The sequence below is a fragment of the uncultured Alsobacter sp. genome, from assembly GCF_945952055.1.
In the GTDB taxonomy this organism is placed as follows: Bacteria; Pseudomonadota; Alphaproteobacteria; order Rhizobiales; family Beijerinckiaceae; genus Alsobacter.
Window position 1 is genome coordinate 74,445 of record NZ_CAMFHB010000012.1, and the last position, 23,075, is coordinate 97,519.

At 67.9% G+C, this 23,075-nt stretch carries 19 protein-coding genes; 6 read left to right on the forward strand and 13 right to left on the reverse strand.

The genetic code is table 11. The annotated features are described in order from the left end of the window. Positions 1-36: 36 nt before the first annotated feature. The 4 genes from Q0Q47_RS11530 to Q0Q47_RS11545 all read right to left on the reverse strand — a co-directional run bounded on the left by Q0Q47_RS11530 (position 37) and on the right by Q0Q47_RS11545 (position 5,252). Positions 37-1,146: a zinc-binding dehydrogenase gene (locus tag Q0Q47_RS11530; RefSeq protein ID WP_293859167.1), complete on the reverse strand. Its 1,110-nt coding sequence runs from the start codon at positions 1,144-1,146 to the stop codon at positions 37-39. Between the two features lie 135 nt (positions 1,147-1,281). Beyond that, the gene (locus Q0Q47_RS11535) at positions 1,282-2,961 is read right to left on the reverse strand and encodes a globin-coupled sensor protein (RefSeq protein ID WP_293859171.1); all 1,680 of its coding nucleotides are present in this window, start codon (positions 2,959-2,961) and stop codon (positions 1,282-1,284) included. Between the two features lie 218 nt (positions 2,962-3,179). After that, on the reverse strand, positions 3,180-3,431 hold the full coding sequence (locus tag Q0Q47_RS11540; protein ID WP_293859174.1) for a hypothetical protein: 252 nt from the start codon (positions 3,429-3,431) through the stop codon (positions 3,180-3,182). Between the two features lie 321 nt (positions 3,432-3,752). Then, complete coding sequence (locus tag Q0Q47_RS11545; protein WP_293859177.1) at positions 3,753-5,252, reverse strand: MDR family MFS transporter; 1,500 nt, start codon at positions 5,250-5,252, stop codon at positions 3,753-3,755. A 191-nt stretch (positions 5,253-5,443) separates the two neighbouring features. On the opposite strand from Q0Q47_RS11545, the gene Q0Q47_RS11550 reads away from it, so the two are divergent. The 4 genes from Q0Q47_RS11550 (at position 5,444) to leuA (ending at position 9,862) form a co-directional block, all read left to right on the forward strand. After that, positions 5,444-6,841, forward strand: coding sequence for a cytochrome ubiquinol oxidase subunit I (locus Q0Q47_RS11550; protein WP_293859180.1), 1,398 nt, complete (start codon positions 5,444-5,446; stop codon positions 6,839-6,841). Between the two features lie 11 nt (positions 6,842-6,852). After that, on the forward strand, positions 6,853-7,857 hold the full coding sequence (gene cydB, locus Q0Q47_RS11555) for a cytochrome d ubiquinol oxidase subunit II (protein WP_293859182.1): 1,005 nt from the start codon (positions 6,853-6,855) through the stop codon (positions 7,855-7,857). After that, a complete protein-coding gene (locus Q0Q47_RS11560; RefSeq protein WP_293859185.1) occupies positions 7,835-7,975 on the forward strand; it encodes a DUF2474 domain-containing protein in 141 nt (46 codons plus the stop codon). Before cydB ends, Q0Q47_RS11560 begins: the two co-directional genes overlap by 23 nt. Positions 7,976-8,194: 219 nt before the next feature. Then, positions 8,195-9,862 (forward strand): 2-isopropylmalate synthase, encoded by a 1,668-nt coding sequence (gene leuA, locus Q0Q47_RS11565; protein WP_293859353.1) that lies wholly within the window; start codon positions 8,195-8,197, stop codon positions 9,860-9,862. 134 nt (positions 9,863-9,996) lie between these two features. Here the strand turns inward: leuA and Q0Q47_RS11570 are convergent, their stop codons facing one another. After that, on the reverse strand, positions 9,997-10,815 hold the full coding sequence (locus tag Q0Q47_RS11570) for a cyclase family protein (RefSeq protein ID WP_293859187.1): 819 nt from the start codon (positions 10,813-10,815) through the stop codon (positions 9,997-9,999). A gap of 153 nt (positions 10,816-10,968) precedes the next feature. Between Q0Q47_RS11570 and Q0Q47_RS11575 the strand changes: the two genes are divergently transcribed. After that, positions 10,969-11,814, forward strand: a complete 846-nt coding sequence (locus tag Q0Q47_RS11575) for a sugar phosphate isomerase/epimerase (RefSeq protein ID WP_293859190.1) — start codon at positions 10,969-10,971, stop codon at positions 11,812-11,814. An 88-nt stretch (positions 11,815-11,902) separates the two neighbouring features. Beyond that, entirely contained in the window at positions 11,903-12,892 is a 990-nt protein-coding gene (locus tag Q0Q47_RS11580) for a tripartite tricarboxylate transporter substrate binding protein (protein ID WP_293859193.1), read from the forward strand. 161 nt (positions 12,893-13,053) lie between these two features. Here the strand turns inward: Q0Q47_RS11580 and Q0Q47_RS11585 are convergent, their stop codons facing one another. The 8 genes from Q0Q47_RS11585 to Q0Q47_RS11620 form a co-directional block, all read right to left on the reverse strand. Further along, positions 13,054-14,076 (reverse strand): helix-turn-helix domain-containing protein, encoded by a 1,023-nt coding sequence (locus Q0Q47_RS11585; RefSeq protein ID WP_293859196.1) that lies wholly within the window; start codon positions 14,074-14,076, stop codon positions 13,054-13,056. Between the two features lie 22 nt (positions 14,077-14,098). Next, positions 14,099-15,643 carry an alpha-N-arabinofuranosidase gene (locus Q0Q47_RS11590; RefSeq protein WP_293859199.1) on the reverse strand — a complete coding sequence of 515 codons (1,545 nt, stop codon included), beginning with the start codon at positions 15,641-15,643 and terminating at the stop codon, positions 14,099-14,101. Positions 15,644-15,665: 22 nt separating this feature from the next. Next, on the reverse strand, positions 15,666-16,502 hold the full coding sequence (locus Q0Q47_RS11595) for an ABC transporter ATP-binding protein (RefSeq protein ID WP_293859202.1): 837 nt from the start codon (positions 16,500-16,502) through the stop codon (positions 15,666-15,668). Beyond that, positions 16,499-17,539 (reverse strand): ABC transporter ATP-binding protein, encoded by a 1,041-nt coding sequence (locus tag Q0Q47_RS11600; protein ID WP_293859205.1) that lies wholly within the window; start codon positions 17,537-17,539, stop codon positions 16,499-16,501. Before Q0Q47_RS11600 ends, Q0Q47_RS11595 begins: the two co-directional genes overlap by 4 nt. Further along, entirely contained in the window at positions 17,536-18,402 is an 867-nt protein-coding gene (locus Q0Q47_RS11605; RefSeq protein WP_293859208.1) for an ABC transporter permease, read from the reverse strand. Before Q0Q47_RS11605 ends, Q0Q47_RS11600 begins: the two co-directional genes overlap by 4 nt. Next, a complete protein-coding gene (locus Q0Q47_RS11610) occupies positions 18,402-19,406 on the reverse strand; it encodes an ABC transporter permease (protein WP_293859211.1) in 1,005 nt (334 codons plus the stop codon). Before Q0Q47_RS11610 ends, Q0Q47_RS11605 begins: the two co-directional genes overlap by 1 nt. A 239-nt stretch (positions 19,407-19,645) precedes the next feature. After that, a complete protein-coding gene (locus Q0Q47_RS11615; protein WP_293859214.1) occupies positions 19,646-21,544 on the reverse strand; it encodes an ABC transporter substrate-binding protein in 1,899 nt (632 codons plus the stop codon). A gap of 217 nt (positions 21,545-21,761) precedes the next feature. Next, complete coding sequence (locus tag Q0Q47_RS11620; RefSeq protein ID WP_293859217.1) at positions 21,762-23,066, reverse strand: MFS transporter; 1,305 nt, start codon at positions 23,064-23,066, stop codon at positions 21,762-21,764. Positions 23,067-23,075: the final 9 nt, after the last annotated feature.

Sequence of the window (23,075 nt, forward strand, 5' to 3'; positions counted from 1 at the left end):
TTCCACCAACCGGCATCCACCTGGTGGGATGATGCTCTAGGCGCTGGGATCGACCAGGATCTTCTCGCCGGTGCTCTTCCTGTTGGCCGCGGCCATGACGTCGGGCTTCAGCATGTCGGCGAGGCCCACCGTCCGCGTGTAGCGGCTGGCGAAGGTCGTGCGGATCTCGTCGACGACGCGCTGGCGCATGCGGGCCGCCACGTCCCGGCCGGCCTTCTGCAGGAAGTTGAAGAGCAGCCAGCCCCCGACGTTCCAGGTGAACCCGAAGCCGCGGCGCAGGACCAGCGGGCTCATGTCGAGCGCGCCGTAGATGTAGACCTGCTTGGCCACGGTGGATCCGTAGCGGCTGTAGGTGGGAAGCGACCGGACCGCGACGGCCTCCATGGCGTTGAGAATGCGGCTCGCCATGTCCCCGCCGCCGATCGCGTCGAAGGCGAGCGTGGCGCCCGTGGCGGCCAGAGCCGCCGCGAGGCTCGCGTCGAAATCGGGCCGGCTGCTGTCGACGACGTGCTCGGCGCCCAGCCCGCGCAGCAGGTCCACCTGGGCCTGGTTGCGCACCACGTTGACGAGCGGGATGCCGTCGGCCTTGCAGATGAGAACCAGCATCTGGCCGAGGTTCGAGGCCGCCGCCGTGTGGACGATGGCCTTGTGCCCGTCCATCCGCATGGTCTCGACGAAGCCCAGCGCCGTGAGCGGGTTGACGAACAGGGCTGCGCCCTCGGCGGCCCCGATGCCCTCGGGCAGGACGATGCAGTCGCGGGCCGCGATCTTGCGCAGCGTCGCGTACATGCCGCCGCCGATCATGCCCACCTTGCGGCCGACGAGGTGAGCGACGTCCGGGGCCGCCGCGATCACCGTGCCGGCACCCTCGTTCCCGGCCGGCATCGCCTGTCCGACGCGCCCCTGCACCGCGGAAAGCCCAGCGGGAGACACGCGCGCCACGAGAGCCGATCCGGCTGCGGCGAGCGTCGACGGATCGGCCGGGCCCAGAAGAAGGCCCAGGTCGGACGGATTGATGGGGGCCGCCTCGACCCGGACCACGATCTCGCCCGCGCCGGGATCGGCGATCGTGACGGGCTCCAGGGTGATGCGGAGCTCGCCTTCCGCGGAAATCAGCGTGCGTAGCTCGAGGGCGTCATGGGCCATGGCGGTTCTCCTGCAGGTCATGGGGATGACTAGCACGAACGGTTGGGCCGCGCTGTGACGTGCGTCGGTACCAAATGGTCAGGGGCGGGCACGAGGCCCGCCCCTTCGGGAGGAGTCCTGCCGAGGAGAGGACGTCTAGAACTCGCTCCAGTCGCTGCCGACTGCCTTTCGAGGGGCCGCCGCGGGTGCTGCGGCCCTGGCGGGCGCCGGGGCGGGCTTCTTCGCCAGCGGCTGCTTGGCGCCGGACTTCGCCGGGGTGAAGGCGGCGGCGGCCAGCTTGCGCAGCCGGGCCGGTTCGTTTCCGGCGCCGGTCGCTGCGTGGTCGTCCGCATGGGAGACCACGTGCCCCTCGTGTGTCCGGAACCGCTCGACCTGCTGGTGGAGCCGCTGGACCTGCTGGGAGAGCTGCGACGAGGCGGCGGCACTTTCCTCCGCCATCGCGGCGTTCTGCTGGGTCATCTCGTCCATGTGGGCGACCGCCTGGGCCATCTCGTCGATGCCGTTGGCCTGCTCGGCCGTCGCCGTCGAGATTTCGCTCACGGTGCCGAGCACCTTGGTCGAGGCGTCCACGATCCGGACCAGCGTGCTGCCGGCCTCGCGGACCAGCTTCACGCCCTGGCCGATCTCCACCGTCGAGGTCGAGATGAGGCCGCCGATGTCCTTGGCGGCTTCCGAGGACCTCTGGGCGAGGGTCCGCACCTCGGCGGCCACCACGGCGAAGCCCTTGCCGGCATCGCCGGCCCGTGCGGCCTCGACGGCCGCATTGAGGGCGAGGAGGTTGGTCTGGAAGGCGATCTCGTCGATGACCGAGGTGATCTCGGTGATCTTCGCCGAGGCCTGCTCGATGCGCGCCATGGCGTCGACCGCCTGGCCGACGATCTTGCCGCCCTCCTCGGCGACCGCGCGGGCCTCGTCGGCGTAGGACACGGCCTGGCGTGAGGCCTGGGCGGAGCTTTTCACCGACGCGGCGAGCTCTTCCGTCGTCGCCGCGGTTTCCTCGAGCGCGGAGGCCTGCTGCTCGGTGCGGTTGGACAGGTCCTGCGACCCGGCCATGATCTCGCGGGCCGAGTTCGAGGTCTCCGCCGAGATCGCCTTGATCTGGAGCGCGAAGTCGCTGAGGTGCTCCGCCGCGACGTCGAAGTCGGAGCCGAGCTTGCCGAACTCGTCCGGCAGTTCGCCCGTGAGCCTGCGGGTCAGGTCGCCCTCGGCGAGCCCCGACAGCGCATCGCCGATCTGCTGCAGCGCGGACTCGCGGATGTCCGCGGCGCGGCGCTCGGCTTCGAGCGCCTTGGCTTCCGCCGCCTTGCGCATCTCCTCGGACGAGTCGATGTAGACGGAGATCGCGAGGTCCATGTCCAGCAGCGCCGCCTTCACGACGCCGGCGATCTGCCCCTTCAGGCTTTCCAGGCCCTGCGCCGGCTTGCCCATGAAGGTCTTCGGCCAGCTCTTCTCGACGATCTTGCCGATCAGGCGTTCCACGATCAGGGCGTAGGAGCCGATGTAGTATCGAGGCTCCAGCCCGACGCGGGCGTGCACCTTTCCGACCGTCGTCACGGCACTCGCATAGTGTTCGCCGAAGTCTCCCTGAGCGATGCGGTTCCAGTGCTCGACCTGCTTGGTCTTGGCCCAATCCATGCGCGAGCTGTCGGAAAACAGGCTCTTCGTCTTGGAGTTGGATCGGATCTGCGTATAGACCTCGTCCAGGACTCCGGAAATTTCCTTATCGATAACGGGCTGACTCGCGCGCAGAGCGTTCACTGCTTTGGCGTCGAGGCCGATATACGCAAGACGTTCTGTCAGGTTGTAGTCGGACATGACGGGCTTACCTATGAGTGCGATACCGTCATGACGCGCCCATCGTCTTAACAAATTGCATCTGGCGAACGTGAATTAAATGACGGAAGACGAATGCTCCCGACAAAATCGGCAATGATGATGTTGCTTGTTCAGTGAATCCGGTATCCGATTTCGCAAAGAGCAAATTTCAGCTGTCGCGCTCGTAGCATCCTCGCTGACATCATGCTGACGAGACCTCAGGCTTTCTGCTCCCAGAAGAATTGGCCGGGGCGCTTGACCGGGTTCTCCTGGCGCACGCGACTGCAACTTTGGTAGTGGGGAATGTCGACGGTCACCACGTCGAAGGGCTTGTAGTAGACGCAACGCGTCTTCCACCCGCTCTCCAGTGAACTCGTCGAAATCAGTATTTCCTCGTTGTTCACGAGGAGAGGTATGTTCAAGCCGACGCCGATGGCGCAGGCGATGATGAACAGCCAAATGCCTTTCATTGCGTCCTCCGACGGCTTTTGCTGTCGAACACACTTTTTGCTGTGCGACGTTGCTCCGGTCCCGCGCGGCGGGTTTCGGTTTCCGGCCTCGTGATCGGCAAGGCTGGAGGATCTATTCGGCGACGTCTTGCGTGTCGCAGCGTGGTGATACCACCCCCGCGTCGCAGTCCTCAAGCGACGACATTGAATAAAACTGATCGGATCTCGGATACGAATACTGCGCCGTTAAGCGGTGCCGCCGATTTTCCGCGTTTCGGATCCGCCTCCGCTCAACGGAAGCTTAACCATGTCGCAACGTCGCGCCGCCGCCGGGTGATCCAATCAGCCGTTGGGCGCTTCCGTGGGCCCCCGGGCGGGGGCGTAGGGCTGGCTTGGAGCCCTCGGCCGGCGGCCGATGTCCGTTGCCGGAAGCAGGAATGCCGCGACGACGATCAGCAGCGACACGCCCAGCATCGTCGCGAAGGTGAGGTGGAGGGCGCCGGCCAGCGCTCCTTCCAGCGCGGCGTCGGTGGTGCGGCCCTGTTCGAGCAACTGCCTGAGCCGCTCGGAGCTGACGTCCGCGAAGCCGTTGCGGGCGAGGCCGAGGTTCAGGACGGCGCCGAACACGGCGGCGCCCACCGTGTTCCCCAGGTTGCGCGAGAAGGCGTTCGAGGCCGTCGCCGCGCCGCGTTGCGACCGGTCCACGATCTCCTGCGCCAGCACGATGCAGCAGACGCTGAGAAGGCCCATGCCGAAGCCCATGACCAGCGATCCCGTTGCGGGCAGCCAGACCGGGGTGTCCTTGTCGAGCAGGAGGAACAGGCTGGCGCCCACGGGCACGAACAGGCTGCCGACCACGATCACCGGCTTCAGTCCGAAATTCGGGAAGATCCGCCCGGAGATGGTGGCGCCCGCGGGCCAACCCAGAACCATCATGGTCAGGGCGAAGCCGGCGGTTACGGCGCTGCGATGCTGAATGGTCTGCAGGTACATCGGCAGGAACGCCGTGAGGCACATCAGGGCCATGTTGGCCAGCAGGCAGGCCGTGTTGGAGACGGCGAGGGGGCGCCTTCGCCAGAGCGCGAAGGAGATCATCGGATCCGGAGCGCGTCCCTCCTGCAGCACGAACAGCGTGGCCAGCACCAGGAACGCCGCCGCCGAGGCGGCCAGCGCCGGTCCGCCCGTGCCCACCGCACCGAGGAACGCCATCAGGGCAGTGATCGCCAGCGTGAACAGGACCGCCCCCAGGACGTCGATGGAGCGCTTCTCGCGCTGCGGGGCCTCCTTGAGGAACAGCAGGTAGCCCAGCGCCGCGAGGGCGCCGATTGGAAGGTTGATCCAGAAGATCCAGGACCACGTCAGGTGCTTCGTGATGAGGCCACCGACCAGGGGACCGACGATGGCCGACGTCGCCCATACGCTCGCCAGGTAGCCCTGCACCTTGCCCCGTTCGGCTGCCGGGTAGAGATCGCCGACCAGCGTCATCGCCACGGGCTGCATGGCGCCCGCGCCGACGCCCTGCAGGAGCCGGAACACGATCAGCGACGGCATGGACCAGGCCAGACCCGCCAGCGCGGAAAACAGGACGAAGATGCCGATGCCGGCCAGGATCACCGGCTTGCGGCCGAACTGGTCGGCGAGCTTGCCGAAGACCACCGTCATGGCCGTCTGCGACAGGAGGAAGGCCGAGAACACCCAGCTGTAGATGTCCAGCCCGCCGAGTTCCGCCGCGATGCGCGGCATGGCGGTCGAGACGATGGTGGCTTCGATCGCCACCATGAACATGGTCGTCATGACCGAGGCGATGACGAGCGGCCGTGAGGTCTTGGTGGGCTGGTACATGGGAGTTCCGGACCGGCGGCGGGGGAGGGCCGGGGCCCCCTATCGTTAGCCAGTCGGCCGGACGTCGTGAAGTCGCGCGAGCGGGCGGCTGGGCAGCGATCGTCGCGGGCCTGGGTCACCGAGGCTGCTTTCCCCACCGCACTCCTGTACGATCGCCGGCAACCTTTCCGTCAGCACGTGGTTCCCCCGCCATGGATGCGCTTCTTCTGGCCCGCTGGCAGTTCGCCTTCACGATCAGCGCGCACATCATCTTCCCCGCGTTCTCGATCGGGCTGGCGAGCTATCTGTTCGTGCTGGAGGCCCTCTGGCTGAAGACGGGGCGCAGCGTCTATCTCGACCTCTTCACCTACTGGAAGAAGATCTTCGCGATCGCCTTCGGCATGGGCGTCGTCTCCGGCATCGTGATGAGCTACCAGTTCGGGACGAACTGGAGCGTGTTCTCGGACAAGGTCGGCCCGGTCCTTGGCCCGTTGATGGGCTACGAGGTGCTCTCGGCCTTCTTCCTGGAGGCCGGCTTCCTGGGCGTGATGCTGTTCGGCATGCAGCGGGTTGGCCCCGTGCTGCACATGCTGGCCACCACCATGGTCGCGGCCGGGACGGCCATGTCGGCCTTCTGGATCCTGTCGGTGAACAGCTGGATGCAGACGCCGGCGGGCTACGGCACGAACGCGGCCGGACAGTTCATCGTGCTCGACTGGTGGCAGGTCATCTTCAACCCGTCGTTTCCCTACCGTTTCGTCCACATGGTGCTGGCCGCCTACCTCACCACGGCCTTCGTCGTCGGCGCGGTGGGAGCCTTCCAGCTGCTGCGCGACCGCGGCAACGAGGCCGCCCGCACGATGTTTTCGATGGCCATGTGGATGGCCGCCATCGTCGCGCCGATCCAGGTCGTGGCGGGGGATTTTCACGGGCTCAACACCCTGGAACACCAGCCGGCGAAGATCGCGGCGATGGAGGGGCATTTCGAGACCCGCGCGGGAGCCCCGCTCATCCTGTTCGGCATCCCCGACATGGCCAGGGAGCGCACGGACTACGCCCTCGAGATCCCGAAGCTCGGCAGCCTCATCCTCACCCATTCCTGGGACGGCACCATCCGCGGGCTCAAGGACTTCCCCCCGCAGGACCGCCCGAACGCCCTGATCGTGTTCTGGAGTTTCCGGGTCATGGTGGGGCTGGGCTTCGCGATGGTCGCCATCGGCCTGTGGAGCCTCGTTCTGCGCTGGCGCCGCAGGCTCTACGACGCGCCGTGGCTCCACCGGGCGGCCGTGGCCATGGGGCCGGCCGGCTTCGGCGCCGTGCTCGCGGGCTGGATCACCACGGAGGTGGGCCGGCAGCCCTACACGGTCTACGGCCTCCTGCGCACCGCCGACTCCGTCTCGGCCGTCGCGGCCGAGGCCGTCGGCGCCTCGCTGGTCGCCTTCGTCCTGGTCTATTTCGCGCTGTTCGGCAGCGGCACCTTCTACATCCTGAGGCTGATGTCGCGACCGCCCCACCGCAACGAGCCCGACCTGCCGGCCGATCCCATGCGCGCGAGCGGCATCATGCCCGCCCCCGCCATGGACGCCCAGGACACGGTTCCGGTACGCTGAAGGGGGCCGCGATGGAAACCGATCTCGCCTTCGTCTGGGCCGCCCTCATCGCCTTCGCCGTGCTGGCCTACGTCGTCCTCGACGGTTTCGACCTCGGCGTCGGGATCCTGTTCCCCTTCGTCGAGGAGGAGGCGCAGCGCGACGACATGATGAACTCGGTCGCGCCCGTGTGGGACGGCAACGAGACCTGGCTGGTGCTGGGCGGCGGCGGGCTCCTGGCCGTGTTCCCGCTCGCCTACGCGGTGATCCTGCCGGCCCTGTACGTGCCGATCATCGTCATGCTGCTGGGGCTGATCTTCCGCGGCGTCGCCTTCGAGTTCCGCTGGCGCACCCGCCGCGGCCAGTTCCTCTGGGACTGGGCCTTCGCGGGTGGCTCCACGCTGGCCGCCTTCGCGCAGGGCATCGCCCTGGGTGCGCTGGTGCAGGGCATTCCGGTCCGCGGTCGCGCCTATGCGGGCGGATGGTGGGACTGGCTGACGCCGTTCAGCGTGCTCACCGGGGTCGCGCTCGTGGTCGGCTTCGCGCTGCTGGGCGCCACCTGGCTGGTCTTCAAGACGGAGGGCCCGTTGCAGGACAAGGCCTACCGCTTCGCTCGCCTCACGGGCGTCGGGACGCTGCTGGCCATCGCCGCCGTGAGCCTGTGGACGCCCTTCCTGAACCCGGCCTTCATGCACCGGTGGTTTGCCTGGCCGCAGGCCGTGTTCACCTTTCCGGTGCCGCTGCTGGTGGCGGCCGCGGCGTTCGTCCTGCTGCGATCGCTCGCGACCAGGCGCGAACTCGCGCCCTTCCTGGCGGCGCTGGCGTTGTTCGTCCTGTCCTATGCGGGGCTGGGCATCAGCTTCTATCCCTACATCGTCCCCACCTCGGTCACGATCTGGGAGGCGGCCGCGCCGCCGGAGAGCCTCGCCTTCCTGCTGACCGGCGCCGCCGTGCTGATCCCGCTCATCCTGGCCTACACCGCCTATTCCTACTGGGTGTTCCGCGGCAAGGTGCATGTCGGCGGGGGCTATCATTAGGCCTTCCGCGCCCGGCCCCTGGTGGAAGCGCGTGGCCTGGTTCGTCGGCCTGTGGGCGGCCAGCGTCGCGGCCCTCGGCGTCGTCGGCCTGCTGATCCGCACCGCTTTGCGGCTCTGATTGCGCTTGTCCGGCCACTTGCGGATTGATCGCGCGGCCCGGCTGTGGTTACGTCGCGCCCATGCGAGTTCGGACCATCCTCTGGGATCTGACCCTTCGACTTAGCCGCCCGGCGCTCTGAGCGCCGGGGTTCAAGGCTTGTCCATCGCATTGCGGCTCGTCGGGCGCCTCTCGCCGACCTGATGCCGCCTCAGCACAAGGGTTTCATTCATGTCCACGATGCCGATTTCGAAGTACCGCGCCTATACGCCCGTCAACCTGCCCGACCGCCGCTGGCCCTCCAACGTCCTCACCAAGGCTCCCATCTGGTGCTCGGTGGACCTGCGCGACGGCAACCAGGCGCTGATCGAGCCGATGGGGGTCGAGCGCAAGACCCGCATGTTCAACCTGCTCCTGAGGATGGGCTTCAAGGAGATCGAGGTGGCGTTCCCGGCCGCTTCGCAGACCGATTTCGACTTCGTTCGCTCGATCATCGAAGGCGGGATGATCCCCGACGGCGTCGCCATCCAGGTGCTGACGCAGTGCCGGCCCGAACTCATCGAGCGCACGTTCGAGGCGGTGAAGGGGGCCAAGGACGTCATCCTGCACTTCTACAACTCGACGTCGACGCTGCAGCGGGACGTGGTGTTCCGGTCCGATCGCCAGGGCATCATCAAGATCGCGACCGAGGCGGCCGCGCAGGTGAAGGCGCTGGCCGCGAAGGCGCCCGAGACGCGCTTCACCTTCGAGTATTCGCCCGAAAGCTTCACGGGCACGGAGCTCGACTACGCGCTGGAGATCTGCGAGGCGGTGAAGGCCGTCATCAAGCCGACGCCGCAGAACAAGCTGATCCTGAACCTGCCGGCGACGGTCGAGATGGCGACGCCCAACGTCTATGCCGACCAGTTCGAGTGGTTCGGCCGGCACATCTCCGACCGCGACTGCGTGCTGCTGTCGATCCATCCGCACAACGATCGCGGCACGGCCGTGGCCGCCGCGGAGCTCGCCTTGATGGCGGGCGCCGACCGTGTCGAAGGCACCCTGTTCGGCAATGGCGAGCGCACCGGCAACGTCGATATCGTGACGATGGCGCTGAACCTGTTCACCCAGGGCGTCGATCCGGAACTCGACCTGCGCGACGTCAACGAGATCCGGCGCGTGTCGGAGTACTGCACGCAACTGCCGGTCCATGAGCGCCATCCCTATGTGGGCGAGCTCGTCTACACGGCGTTTTCCGGCTCGCACCAGGACGCCATCAAGAAGGGCTTCGACGCGCTGACCAAGCGCAACGATCCGCTGTTCCAGGTGCCCTATCTTCCGATCGACCCCAAGGACGTCGGGCGTGACTACGAGGCGGTGATCCGCATCAACTCGCAGTCGGGCAAGGGCGGCATGGCCTATGTGCTGCAGGCCGACCATGGCCTCGACCTGCCGCGGCCGCTGCAGATCGAGTTCTCCAAGATCGCGCAGGAGAAGATGGACGAGGACGGCAAGGAGCTGACCAGCTCCGCGCTCTGGGCCCTGTTCCAGTCCACCTACCTGCTCACCGACGCGCCGCTGACCCTCGTGTCGCACAAGACCTACCCGACCGCCGTCGGCAGCCGGACCCTGACGGCGGACATCCGCCTCCAGGACGGCACGATCCGGACCATCGAGGGCGAGGGCAACGGGCCGATCGATGCGTTCGTCGATGCCCTGCAGCGCACCTACGGCGTCAGCTTCTCGTTCCTCGACTACCAGGAGCACGCGGTGGGCCGCGGCGCGAACGCCACCGCCGCCTGCTACGTGAAGCTCGAGGACGAGGCCGGCCGCACGCTCCACGGCGTGGGGATCGACCCCAACATCGTCATGGCCTCGCTCAAGGCCGTGCTCAGCGGCGTCCAGCGCATCATGGCCGCCCGCGGCTGAGCACCCTCTGCTCTCTCTGAGCCGTCATGCCCGGGCTTGGCCCGGGCATCGACGACTCTGCCGGGGCCATCCGCAGTCGTGGATGGCCGGGCCAAGCCCGGCCAGGACGCGGAGAGGGAGTGCAAACCGATGTCTCACACGAAGGCCATCACGCGGCCGGGACCGCCGCTGCTGCCTTTGAACTTCGGCGCGCCGGCGACCAGCGTGGCTCCCGTCGGCGGAAGGGCCGCCAGGTTGGCCACGGCCTCGATGCCATAGCGCCCCGAGCCGAGCCAGGCGTAGTGGACGGCGAAGTCCTTTGACGGCCCGTGGTCGAGCGACAGCGTGTCGACCGCGATGCCCGCGACGTTGCGCTCCTTGGCGAGGAAGTCGATGGCCTCCAGGTGGAAGCCGGGGAAATGCAGCGTCTTGGCGGCGTCCTCGCCGCGGAACTTCGCCGTTCCCAGATGCGCATCCCATCCCGACAGCATCGCGACGCAGGCCCCGTCCGGGATGCGGCCGTTCTTCGCTTCGAAGGCCTTCAGGTCGTCCGGCGTGACGCGGTAGTCCGCGTCGGCGGCGGCCTTGGACCTGACGTCCACCACCGCGATCGGGCACACGAGCTTGTCGAGAGGGATCTGGTCGACGCTCTGGCCGTCCGCGCTGAAGTGAAACGGGGCGTCGAAATGCGTCCCGGCGTGCTCGCCGTAGCTGAGGTTGTAGAGGTTGAACTTGTCCTTGGCCCAGCTGAAGGCCATCTCGCGCGCATAGGCCGGCGTCCCGAAATAGGTCGGGAAGTCGGGCGTCAGCGTGTGCGTCAGATCCACGACCTGGCGGTATCGCAGGGTCCGCTCCTGCGCGTCGGCGCCCGACGGCGCCACGGCCGCGGCGGCCGCCCCCGCGGCGGCGATCCTGAAGAAGGACCTGCGGTCCATGCGGGCCTTCACGCTCTCGATCACGCAGACGTGGCACATGGCGATTTGCTCCCTCGCTTTTCTCCCCGAGCATCCATTCTCGGTGGTGCAGGCGTCGTCTGTCGAGCGGAAGTCGAAGGTCCCGCCGGGGCATGTTGTCTGGGCGGCGGCCTTGCTGCACTGTCGCGTGGTCCATTCCAGCGGGAGACGCCCATGTCCCTGTCCGACGTCTCCGCGCGGGGGCCATCCTTCGGCCTGTCGCCGCTCGGTTTTCTCGATCTGCCCCCTCCCGACCTGATCCGCGTGGCGGCGCAGGCGGGGTTCGCCGCCGTGGGCCTGCGGACCGCGCCGGCCGTTCCCGGCGGTGCCGCCTACGCGCTCGAGGACGATCCGGCCCTCCTGCGGGCCACGGCCGATGCCGCGGCGGCCTGGGGCCTGCGCATCCGCACCATCGAGATGATCAGCCTGTCGCGCGAGACGACGGCGGCGGCGCTGCGCCCCGTGTTCGAGGCCGGCGCCCGCATCGGCGCGACGCGGGTGCTGTGCACCGGCAACGATACCGACCTCGCCGCGGTGAGCGAGGCCTTCGCCGTCGCGTGCGGGGCCGCGGCGGAGTTCGGCCTCGGCGTCGACCTGGAGTTCATGCGCTTCCGCTCCGTGCAGACGCTGGAGCAGGCGGTCGAGGTGGTGCGGCGGGCCGGGATGCCCAACGGTGCCATCGTGCTCGACTGTCTTCACCTGATCCGCTCGGGCGGGACGGCCGCCCAGGTCGCGGCTCTTCCGAGGGGCGCCATCGGCAATCTGCAGGTGTGCGACGCCCCCGCCGCTTCGCCGCCGCCCGAGGGGCTCGCGACGGAGGCCCGGGAGAACCGGCTTCCGCCCGGGGAGGGAGACCTGCCCCTCGCGGACATCCTGCGCGCGGCCGGGCCGGTCGATGCCGTCGATGCGGAGGTGCCGCTGGGCGCGGCCTTCTCCCACCTCGATGCGCTCGGCAAGGCCCGCGTCGTCCACGCGGCGACCGCGCGCGTGCTCGGCGGCCTCGCCTGGAAGAGGGCCTGACCGCACGGCCGGTCTTGCCGGCCCCGCGGCGATCCGCAATCATCCCGCCGCGAACCAGAGAGTTGCGTCGAAGGACAGGGAGGACACCATGGGACTGAACCGTCGCGCCGTGCTGGCGGGGCTCGGAGCTTCGTCGTTGGCATTGACCGGGCGCGCGCGGGCGCAGGCCCCCTGGGCGCCGTCACGCCCCATCCGGCTTGTGGTGGCCTATCCGGCGGGCGGGCCGACCGACGTGATCGCCCGCATCGTCGCGCAGGATCTCTCGACGGTGCTCGGGCAGAACGTCATCGTCGAGAACGTCGGCGGCGCCGCCGGTGCGCTCGGTACGCGTCAGGTGGCCCGCGCCGAACCGGACGGCCACGTCATCACGTTCGGCAACAACCAGACGCATGGCAACAATATGTTCATGCTGAAGGAGCCCGGCTACGACGCGGTGAAGGACTTCGCGCCGCTGGCCGGCGTCGGCGCCTTCGAGCACGTGTTCGTGGTTCGCAAGGACCTGCCGGCGGCGAGCATCGGCGAGGTCATCAAGCTCGCGAAGGACAAGCCCGGCGAGCTCAACTACGGCTCGACGGGAATCGGGTCGGGTTCGCACCTGTCCACCGAGCTGTTCATGGCCCGCACGGGCATCAAGATGACCCACGTGCCTTACCGGGGCGCCGCGCAGCTCGTGCAGGACATGATCGGCGGCCGCATCGACATCGCCAACTCGACGCTGCCCAGCGTCATCGCGCAGGTGCAGGACAAGGCCCTGCGCGGCGTCGCCATCGGCAGCCCCAAGCGCAATGCCAAGCTTCCCGACGTCCCGACGCTGTCCGAGCAGGGCATCACGGGCGCCGACGCCTCCTCGTGGACCGGCTTCTTCGCGCCCGCCGCCACCCCGAAGCCCGCCCAGGACCGCCTCTCGCGGGAGATCATGGCCAGCCTGCGCAAGCCCGACGTGGTGTCCGCCATCGAGAAGCTCGGCTTCACCATCGACATCCGCGACCCGGAGGCCTTCCGGCCCTACCAGATCAAGGAGATCGAGGTGTGGACCAACATCGCCAAGGCCGCCGGGATCAAGCCCGAGGAGGGGTGAGAGTAGGTTCCTTGTTCCGACCGCCCCCACCCCCCTCATCCTGAGCCATGGCCCGGAGGGCCATGAGTCGAAGGACGCAGGAAGGAGCAGCTGCCGGCACCCTGCGTCCTTCGACTCGGCCGCGCTGCGGCCGGCTCAGGATGAGGGCCGTTTGTATTTCGTCAGGGCTTCCTGGCAATCGCGACGGCCCTGTTCCCCAGGTGCAGGCGCATGACGATGTCCTGGTTGTGGTTGCCGAAGCCGCGGCCGAAAATGTTGACGCCGCCAGGGCGTCCCACCGCCTCGTCGATGCCGATGCGCAGGCGGATCGAGTGGTGTTCGGAGAGCTTGAGGTCGGTGGTGGTGACGTCGCTGATCTTCTGGTCGCCGAGGAACGTGCCTTGCGGGCCGATCCGCCAGCTCGTCAGGATCCCGTACTGCGAGCCTTCGAGCTTCCACCATTTCGGGGTGAACTTGCCGCGCTGGTCGCCGTAGTCGCCGGGCGAGGTCCAGGTCCCGACCTTCACTTCGTTCACCCAGAGGCTGATGTCGGACGGCCAATTGGTGTTCGTGCCGGGCACCTCGGACGAGAGTTCCATCTCGAACTCCAGCGTCTCGACAGGCGCGCCGACGACCTTGGCGTTGTTGGGGAACTTGTACTCGACGTAGCCGCGGCCGAACCAGATCAGCGCCGCCTGCACGCGGGCCGGGTCCAGGAACAGGTCCGGCACGTCGAGGACGCCGATGATGTTCTCCCGCGAGCACAGGCCGCAGGGGGCCGCGACGTTGTAGCTCGTGTAGAGGCCGAGCGGCATCTCGACCTCGATGACGTTCTTCTCCCGGCTGGTCTCCTCGGGATCGAGGCGGACGACGATCTCGTCGAAGCGTGCGGCGCAGATCTTCTGCTGGCCCTTGCTCGCCTTGCCGAGCGTCGTCTCGATGAGCTCGGCCTCCTCCAGGATCTGGATGTTGCTGGCGATCGTCGACTGCGGCAGATCCAGCGCCTCGGCGATGCTGTTGACGTTCAGTGGTCCATGCCGGCGCAACAGTCGCAGGATGCGAAGCCGGACCGGGGAGGCGAGACCCCGCAGGACCCCGAACTGCCGCTCGGGATCCACCACGAGGAAGGACCGGACGCCATCTGCCGTCTCGGCCTTCCGGCGGGTCGGCGCCTTGGCGCCGCCCGGCTTGCTTCGATCGAGCATCGCGTCCCTCGGTGCGCGGTTCTCAGGCCGCGCTCAGCTTGACCACGGTCCATGAGGCAGGCTTCAGGCGAGCCTTCACCGTGCCACCATCCACGCTGACGTCCCGCAGGTCCACGGGGCTGACCTGGTTGGGGCGGTCCTTGGTGTTGATGGCCTTGAGGTCGTCGTGTCGCAGCTCGGTGGCTTCCGTCACCTTCAGGCGGCCGAAGTTGCGGACGTCGATGGTGACGTCGGCCTCCTGCGACAGGTCGCGGTTCAGCAGGAACAGCGCCAGGCCACCGGCATCGTCCGCCACCGCCGAGACCTTGAGGTAGGGCGTCTCGGGGACTGGGAAGTAGAGGTCCTGCGTGCCACGCGGGTCGTAGTAGCTGGCCGAGTAGGTCTCGGATTCGACGCGGGTGCGCAGCACCTCGCCGCGGCCGAGCCGGCTCATCTGGGCGAACGGCCAGAAGATCGTCTGGCGCCAGGCCGGTCCGCCGGTCTCGGTCATGATCGGGGCGATGACGTTGACGAGCTGGGCGAGGCAGGCCGCCTTCACGCGGTCGGCGTGGTTCAGCAGCGAGATGACGGCGCCGCCGAAGGCGAGCGCGTCCTCCATGTTGTAGATTTCCTCGAGGATCGGCGGGGCCACCGGCCAGCCTTCCTTGACGCGGTCGGCGCGCTTGCGACGCGTGCGGTACCAGACGTTCCACTCGTCGAAGCTCAGCATGATGCGCTTGGGCGAGCGGCGCCGGGCGGCCACGCCGTCGGCGATGGCGACCACCTCCTCGATGAACATGTCCATGATGTCGGGCGAGGCGAGGAAGCCCGCCGTGTCTTCGGCATAGTTGTTCAGGTAGGTGTGCAGGGAGATGTACTCGGCGTGCTCGAAGGTGTGCTCGAGGACCTCGTCCTCCCAGCGCCCGAAGGTCGGCATGTTGCGCCCGGACGAGCCGCAGGCGGCGAGCTCGATGGTCGGGTCGATCCAGCGCATCATCTTGGCCGCTTCCTTGGCGACCAGGCCGTACTGCGTGGCCGTCTTGTATTCCATCTGCCAGGGGCCATCCATCTCGTTGCCCAGGCACCAGAACTTGATGCCGTGCGGCTGCTCCCAGCCGTGCTGGCGGCGCAGGTCCGACCAGTAGGTGCCGCCGGGATGGTTGCAGTACTCGACGAGGTTGCGCGCCGCGTCGCCGGCCCGCGTCCCGAGGTTCACCGCCAGCATCGGCTCGATGTTGGCCGCCTTGCACCAGTCGACGAATTCGTTGGTGCCGAAGGTGTTCGGCTCGGTCGTGAACCAGGCGAGGTCGAGCTTGCGCGGGCGCTGCTCCATCGGGCCGACGCCGTCCTCCCAGTTGTAGCCCGAGACGAAGTTGCCGCCGGGATAGCGCATAATCGTGGGGCCGAGCTCGCGCACGAGCTCGAGCACGTCGCCGCGGAATCCCTTCTCGTCGGCCGTGGGGTGGCCCGGCTCGTAGATGCCGCCGTAGACGCAGCGGCCCAGGTGCTCGACGAAGGCGCCGAACAGGCGGGGATCGGTGCGGCCAATCGCGAAGTCGCGATCCAGCATGACGGAAGCTTTTCTCATGGCTCTCTCCGGCGAACGGGTCTCAAGGTGTGGACGAAAGGGTTGGGGTGGACGGAACCGCGAGGGTCTCCGGCAGGAGGACGGCCTCGCGAAGCTGGCGGGAATAGGGGTGCTGGGGCGCGGCGAGCACGGTGCGGGCATCGCCGGCTTCGACCACATGCCCCTTCTGCATGATGATCAGGCGGTCGCTGATGTAGTAGGCGGTCGCCAGGTCATGGGTGATGTAGATGATCGAGATGCCGAGCTCGTCGCGCAGCGCCTTGAACTGGTTGACGATGGCCATGCGCAGCGACGCATCGACCATCGAGACCGGCTCGTCGGCGACGATCAGCTTCGGTCGCGAGATCAAGGCCCGGGCGATGGCGATGCGCTGCAATTGGCCGCCCGACAATTCGTGCGGAAAACGTCCCTTGGCCTCGGCGAGAGAGAGGCCGACCTGGCGCAGTGCCGCGTCCGTCAGGCGCTCTTCTTCCGCCGTCGAGGACGCGCCGGCGAAGCGGCGGGCCGTGAGGAAGAGATAGTGGTCGAGGCGCTTCAGCGGATTGAAGGCCTCGAACGGGTTCTGGAAGATGGGCTGCACCTTCGCCATGAAGGCATGGCGCGCTGCGCTGCCCCGGATCGTCGCGAGGTCCGTGCCGTCGAGCGTGATCCGGCCGGCGCTCGGGCGATGCAGGCCGAGGATCATGCGGGCCAGCGTGGTCTTGCCGGAGCCGGACTCGCCGATGATCGTGAAGATCTCCGGCCCGTTGGCGCCCACCGTGAAGCTCACGTCCGACACCGCCGCGACGCGGCGACGGGACAGAAGGCCGCCGCGCGCGAAGGTCTTGGACACGTTGTCGACCGTCAGCGGCGCGCTCATAGGGCACGCTCCCCGCTGACGGCATGGCAGGCGACCCGGTGCCCCGGCTCCTCTTCCACCATCTTCGGCACCGCCGTGCGGCAGACGTCCATCGCCAGCGGGCAGCGCGGGTGGAAGCGGCAGCCGGGCGGAGGGTCGGCGAGGCTCGGCGGGCTGCCCTCCAGGGCCTTGCGCGGCGTGTCGTCGCCGATGCGGGGCAGGCTGGCGATCAGGTGACGGGTGTAGGGGTGCAGGGGACGCTCGAACAGCGTTCGCGTCGGTCCTTCCTCGGCGAGCCGCCCCGCATACATGATCCCCAGCCGGTCGGTGAGGTGGGCATGCACGCCCATGTCGTGCGTCACGAACAGCACCGAGGACCGCATCTCGCGCTGCACCGAGCGCAGCATGCCGAGCACGTCCTTCTGGACGAGCACGTCGAGCGCCGTCGTGGGTTCGTCGGCGATGATGAACTCCGGCCGGCAGATCGTGGCGAGCGCGATGGTGACGCGCTGGCGCATGCCGCCGGACAGTTCGTGCGGATAGGCCTGCAGCACGGAGGGATCGAGCCGCAGGCGGCCCAGATGCTCGACCACCTTCTCCTGGAACACGGGGCCCGGCCCGCCCATGTGGCGCGCGGCGAAATCCTTGAAGGTGCCGCCCACCTTGCGCAGCGGGTTCAGGACGTTCATCGACCCCTGCATGATGTAGGAGAGGTGCCGCCAGCGGATGCGGGCCACCTCCTGCGGCGGGGCGCGGTGCAGGGCGTCGTAGCCCGGCAGGAACGAGAAGCGGACGCTGCCGCCCACCATCTCGAGGGGAGGCTTCACCAGCCCGGCGACGGTCTTGATCAGCGTCGTCTTGCCCGAACTGGACTCGCCCGCCAGCCCGTAGGTCTCGTCGCGACGGATGTCGAAGGTGACGCCGTCGACGGCCTTCACCTCGCGGTTCACGCCGAAATAGCGCGTCCGGAAATGCGCCTGGAGGTCGCGGACCTGCAGCACGGGGCCTGCCCGCTCCGTGGATGGCACGCCCTCCGGCCGTGTGGGAGAGGCGCTCACGATCCACCCCCTCCGACCCGCGCCAGGCGGCTGCGCGGGTCGATGTACTCGTTCATCGAGACGGCGAGCAGATAGAGCCCCACGAAGGCCATGACGATGAAGATCACGGGGAACGCGATCCACCACCAGATGCCGGCGACGATGGCCGTGTGCTGGTTGGCCCAGTAGATCATGCCGCCGATGGTGGGTGTGTTGATGTCGGTGAAGCCGAGCACCGACAGCGTCACCTCGAGCCCGATCGACCAGTTCATGTTGTTCATGGTGGTCGAGAAAACGATCGGCATCACGTAGGGCAGGTGCTCGCGCGTGAGGATCTCGCGCGTCGTCATGCCGGAAAACAGGCTCGTCTGCGTGAACTCGCGGGTCTTCAGGCCCATGGCCACGGACCGGATGAGCCGTGCGTCGTAGGCCCAGCCGAGGCAGGCCATGATGACGGCGAGCAGGACCCAGCTCATGGAGTCGCGCAGCACGAAGTAGAACAGGATGAGGATGGGGAAGAGCGGGATGATGATGAAGGTGTCGTTGATCGACATGAGCACCCGGTCGACCCAGCCGCCCTTGTAGCCGGCGACGAGGCCGATCAGGAGCGACAGGATGCGCGACAGGATGGCAACGACGAAGCCGAAGGCGAGCGTGTTGCGCAGCGCGAAGGTGAGCTGCCAGAACACGTCCTGCCCGCGCGAGGAGGTGCCGAACCAGTAGGCCTCCGACGGCGGCACGTCGGGCGGCGCGACGTAGACGTCGATGGGCGAGTAGGGCGACACGAACGACAGCATCGCCATGCCCAGCACGGTACCCACCAGCAGGAGGCCGATGCGGAACTCGATGTTGTAGCGCAGGAGATCGCGCAGGATTGCCAGCATCACGCCACCTGCACGCGCGGATCGAGGATGGGGTAGAGCAGGTCGATCACCAGCACGCAGATCGACACGCCCAGGATGGACACGGTGGTCACGCCGAGCACCAGGCTGTAGTCGCCGGCATAGACCGCGTCGATGAGGAGCGAGCCGAGGCCGGGATAGCCGAAGACCTTCTCCGTGATGACGGCGCCGTTGAAGATGGCGCCCAGCGACATGGCGAGCCCCGTGACCTGCGGCACGAGCGCGTTGCGCATGACGTAGGAGGTCAGGATGCGGCGGCTGTCGACGCCCGCGACCTCCGCGTAGACCACGTAGTCCTCGGTGACGATGTTCGACACCAGCGAGCGCATGCCCAGGAACCAGCTGCCGAGCCCCAGCAGGATCAGCGAGAGGGACGGCAGGATGGAGTGCTTGATCACGCTCGACACGAAGGCCCAGTTCCACCCCTGCGGCAGGTTCATAGCCGAGCCGCCACCGATGGGCAGGATGGGCCAGATGAACCCGAAGGCGACGAGGAGCGCGAGGGCGACGATGTAGTAGGGCACGGGGTGGATGCCCATGGCCAGCACGCCCATGAGCTTCAGCGAGCGGTTCTTGCGGTAGTAGCCCGCGAGGCCGCCGAGAAGGTTGCCGAGCGCCCACGTGATCAGCGTGGACGTGATCAGCAGTCCCGCGGTCCAGGGCAGGGCGCGCGCGATCAGGGCGGAGACGGGCGTGGGGAAGGCGGAGAGCGACGGGCCGAAGTCACCCACCAGGATCCTGCGCCAGAAGGTCACGTACTGGTCCCAGCGCGAGCCCTTCAGGCCGTAGAGCTCCTGCAGGGATTCCCGCATCTGCGCGATCGCGTCCGGCGCCGTGCTGCTGAACGAGGTCACGGCCGACACGGACTGTTCGACCGGGTCGATCGGCGTGGCATGCGTGATCACATAGGCCAGGTTCACGCCGATGAACACGACGAGCAGGAACTGGCCGATGCGCTTCAGGCAGTAGGCGAGATAGCCGTGCATGAGCACTCGCTGCGCGGAGAAACCAGAATGCCGAGACGTTCGGACATGGAGCGCCGGCCATGGCCGGCGCCGTCGTCTTGTGTCGCCCCCTCGGCCGTCCTGCCCGGGCCTGGCCCGGGCATCCACGACTTTGCCGGGGCCATCCCGAAGTCGTGGGTGGCCGGGCCAAGCCCGGCCATGACGGCGGAGAAAGGAGCGAACCGGGGGATTGGTGAAGCCTGTCGGGCTTCACCGCGGCCTCAGTTCGTCGGCTTGATCTTCACGAACATGTAGCGCGAGTTGCCCCAGTTCGTGACCGGGTTGGCGTACGGGTTCTCCGAGGTCGGCCAGCCCGTCCAGTAGGTCTGGTCCATCGCGGTGAACACGTTGTAGGCCATGAGCGGGATGATCGGCATCTCGCGGACCATCAGCTTCACGTACTCCTTGCCGATCTCGATGCCCTTCGGGTCGTCGAAGGAGATCGTGCGGGTCTGCTCGATCAGCTTGTCGAGTTCCGGGTTCGACCAGCGCTGCCAGTTGCGCAGCGGCTGAGGCTTGCCGGGCTCGGCGACGAACTGGGAGTGCCAGCTGTCCATGAAGTAGGAGAGGTCGTTGTGGCCGCCCCAGGTCTCGACGCTCCAGCCGATGAAGGCGTCGAAGTCGCCGGCGGCACGGCGCGTGAGCAGCGTGCCCTGCGCGACGTCGACCTTGGCGTCGATGCCGAACTGGCGCCACTGCTGCACGATCATGGTGCCGGCGCGGGTCATGACCGGGCGCAGGTCACCCTCGACCATCAGGCGGATGGAGAACGGCTTGCCGTCCGGGCCCATCCACTGGTTGCCCTGCTTCTTGTAGCCGGCCCGCTCCAGCAGTTCCGTGGCCGCCTGGGCGTCGGTCTTCCACCACCCCGTCCCGAAGGCGCGGGCGATCTCGTTGGGATCGCTGGGGATCTGGTCGCCCATGGAGGGGCGCAGCGAATCGGCGATCTGCTTGCCGACGGTGGCGTCGTACGGCTTGATCTTCCGCTTGCCGGTGTCGAGCTCGTAGTCCTTGAGCCAGGCATCCATCGGGAGGTGGTAGGCGTCCGGATGCACGCCGGTCGGCGGGACGGCGATGGCGGAGATCGTGGCGGCGCCGCGATAGGACGCCATGGCGACCGCCTTGGGGTCGATCAGCAGGGTCAGGGCCCAGCGGACGTCCCGGTTCTTGGCGTGCTCGGTCTGCGTGTTGAACACGACCGCCGGCAGCGTCGGATCCGGATGGCCGTAGGGGAAGCCCTTGAACCAGGCACGGGTCGACTTGCCCTGCTTGGCCAGCGTGAACATGCCTTCCGGCGCGATGTCGTGGATGACGTCGAGCTCGTGGTTGAGCTGGGCGATGACGCGCTTGTCCGGCGGGCCCGGATCGACATAGGCGAGGTAGCGCGGCGCGGGCTGTCCGTAGCGGGCGAGCGTGGTGCGCTGCCAGTCCTCGCGGCGCTGCCAGATGTACCACTTGCCGTCGGGATCGTAGCTGTGGAGCGTGTAGGCGCCCAGCGACACCGGCTTGTTGAAGTCGAACTTCACCGGGTCCTCGACCTTTTCGAAGACGTGCTTGGGCAGGATCCAGATTCCGCCCCAGCGGACCGTGAAGTTGGTGTGGAAGCGCGAGTTCGGCTTCTTCAGCTTGAAGATGACCGTTTCGGCGTCGGGCGCCTGCACCTCGGCCACGTTGTTGGCCAGCACCGCCGAGAACCGCATGGCCGGGTTCTTGACCTGGATGTCGACCGTGGCCTTCACGTCGGCGGAGGTGAACTCGACGCCGTCGCTCCAGAAGATGCCGCGGCGCAGCTTGACCCGCATCTCCGTGTAGTCGGCGTTGTAGACGGGCTTGTCGGCGGCGAGCGAGTTGTCCCAGGAGCCGTCGAGACCGCGCTCGGGGTCGATGTACCACAGCGTGTCGAGGGCGACCTGCTGCAGCCCGTTCGACTGGCTGCCGGCGTTGATCGCCCACATGTTGAACCAGCCGGCGTTCTTGATCGTGCCCTCGGGGTTCTCGAGGATCACGAGTTCCTTGCGGGGGATGTTCTGGGGGATACCCTGGGCGTGAGCCGGGGCCGTGAGGGCCCATACCGGCGTCAGCGCGCACGCAGCAACGAGCATCGCACGGATGCGCTTCATCGTTTCCTCCTCGGTGGGAACGGTGCCTTCGGCACTCGTTGGAGAAAACTTATCTGCGCCGCGCCGGATCAACAACGGAGGATCGGATCAATATCGGAAGATCCGGTTTGAATGGGCCGGATCCGCGCGCTTGCGTGCGTGCCGGCAGACCGCCTGCTTCACGCCGGGACGGCCGTCCTCCCGCGCGTCCTGCGCGGGCTGACGGCTGTCCCTCAGGTCACGCCGCCGCGGGACGCGGCTGCTTGCGGACCGTCAGCACCAGCATGGATGCGGCAAGGCAGGCGAAGCCGGCGACGTAGAGCGCCGGCAGGTAGGACAGGAAATCCGTCCGGGCGAAGCCCGCGCCCCAGGCGGCCGACGCGGCGCCGATCTGGTGGCCGCAGAAGACCCAGCCGAACACCACGTTGGCCTTCTCGCGGCCGAAGCGCTGGGCCGTCAGTTGCACGGTCGGCGGCACCGTCGCCACCCAGTCGAGGCCGTAGAAGACGGCGAAGATCGACAGGCTCATGACGGAGAAGTCGGAAGAGGGCAGGAAGATCAGCGAGAGCCCGCGCAGACCATAGTACCAGAACAGGAGCCAGCGGTTGTCGTAGCGGTCGGAAAGCCAGCCGGACAGGATGGTGCCGATGAAGTCGAAGATGCCGATCACCGCGAGGATGCCGGCCGCGCCAACGGGCGCCACGCCGAAGTCGCCGCACAGCGTGATCCAGTGGGTCTGGATGAGGCCGTTGGTGCTGAGCCCGCAGACGTAGAAGGTCAGGAACAGGACCCAGAAGATCGGGGTGCGCGCCGCGTCGCGCAGCGTGGTGAGCGGGGTCGAGACGAGTTGCGGCAGCGTCTGGCGGTTGGCCGGCGCGGGCACGATCTCGGTCTCGCCATAGGGCGGCAGCCCCACGTCGGACGGCCGGTCGCGCATGAAGAAGGCCACCAGCGCCGCTGCCGCGAACAGGACGCAGACGACGGTGGCCAGTGCAGTCCGCCAGCCGAAGGTCGTCGTGAGCGTCGCGAGCAGGGGCAGGAAGACGAGCTGCCCGGTGGCGTTGCTCGCCGTCAGCATGCCGACGACGAGACCCCTGCGATGGGAGAACCAGCGCGTCGCCACCGTGGCGCCGAGCACCATCGCCGTCATGCCCGTGCCGATGCCGATCACGATGCCCCACAGCGCCACGAGGTGCCAGACCTTCGTCATCAGGAGCGAGCCGACGATGCCGCTGATGATCAGGGCGAGCGCGGTGAGCGCCACCGGGCGCACGCCGAAGCGGTTGATCAGGGCGGCCGAGAACGGCGCCATCAGGCCGAACAGGCCGAGCCGCAGCGCCATGGCGGCGGAGATGTCGGCGTTGGTCCAGCCGAACTCCTTCTGCAGCGGCTCGATCAGCACGCCCGGAGCGCCCATGGCGCCCGCCGTGGCCAGCATCACGAGGAACGTCACGCCCACGATGAACCAGCCATAGTGGATGTTGCGGCGGGCCAGGAACGTGGCGATGGCGCCATCGGGGGCAGGGTGGGGGACGGCAGTCATCGCGGGTCC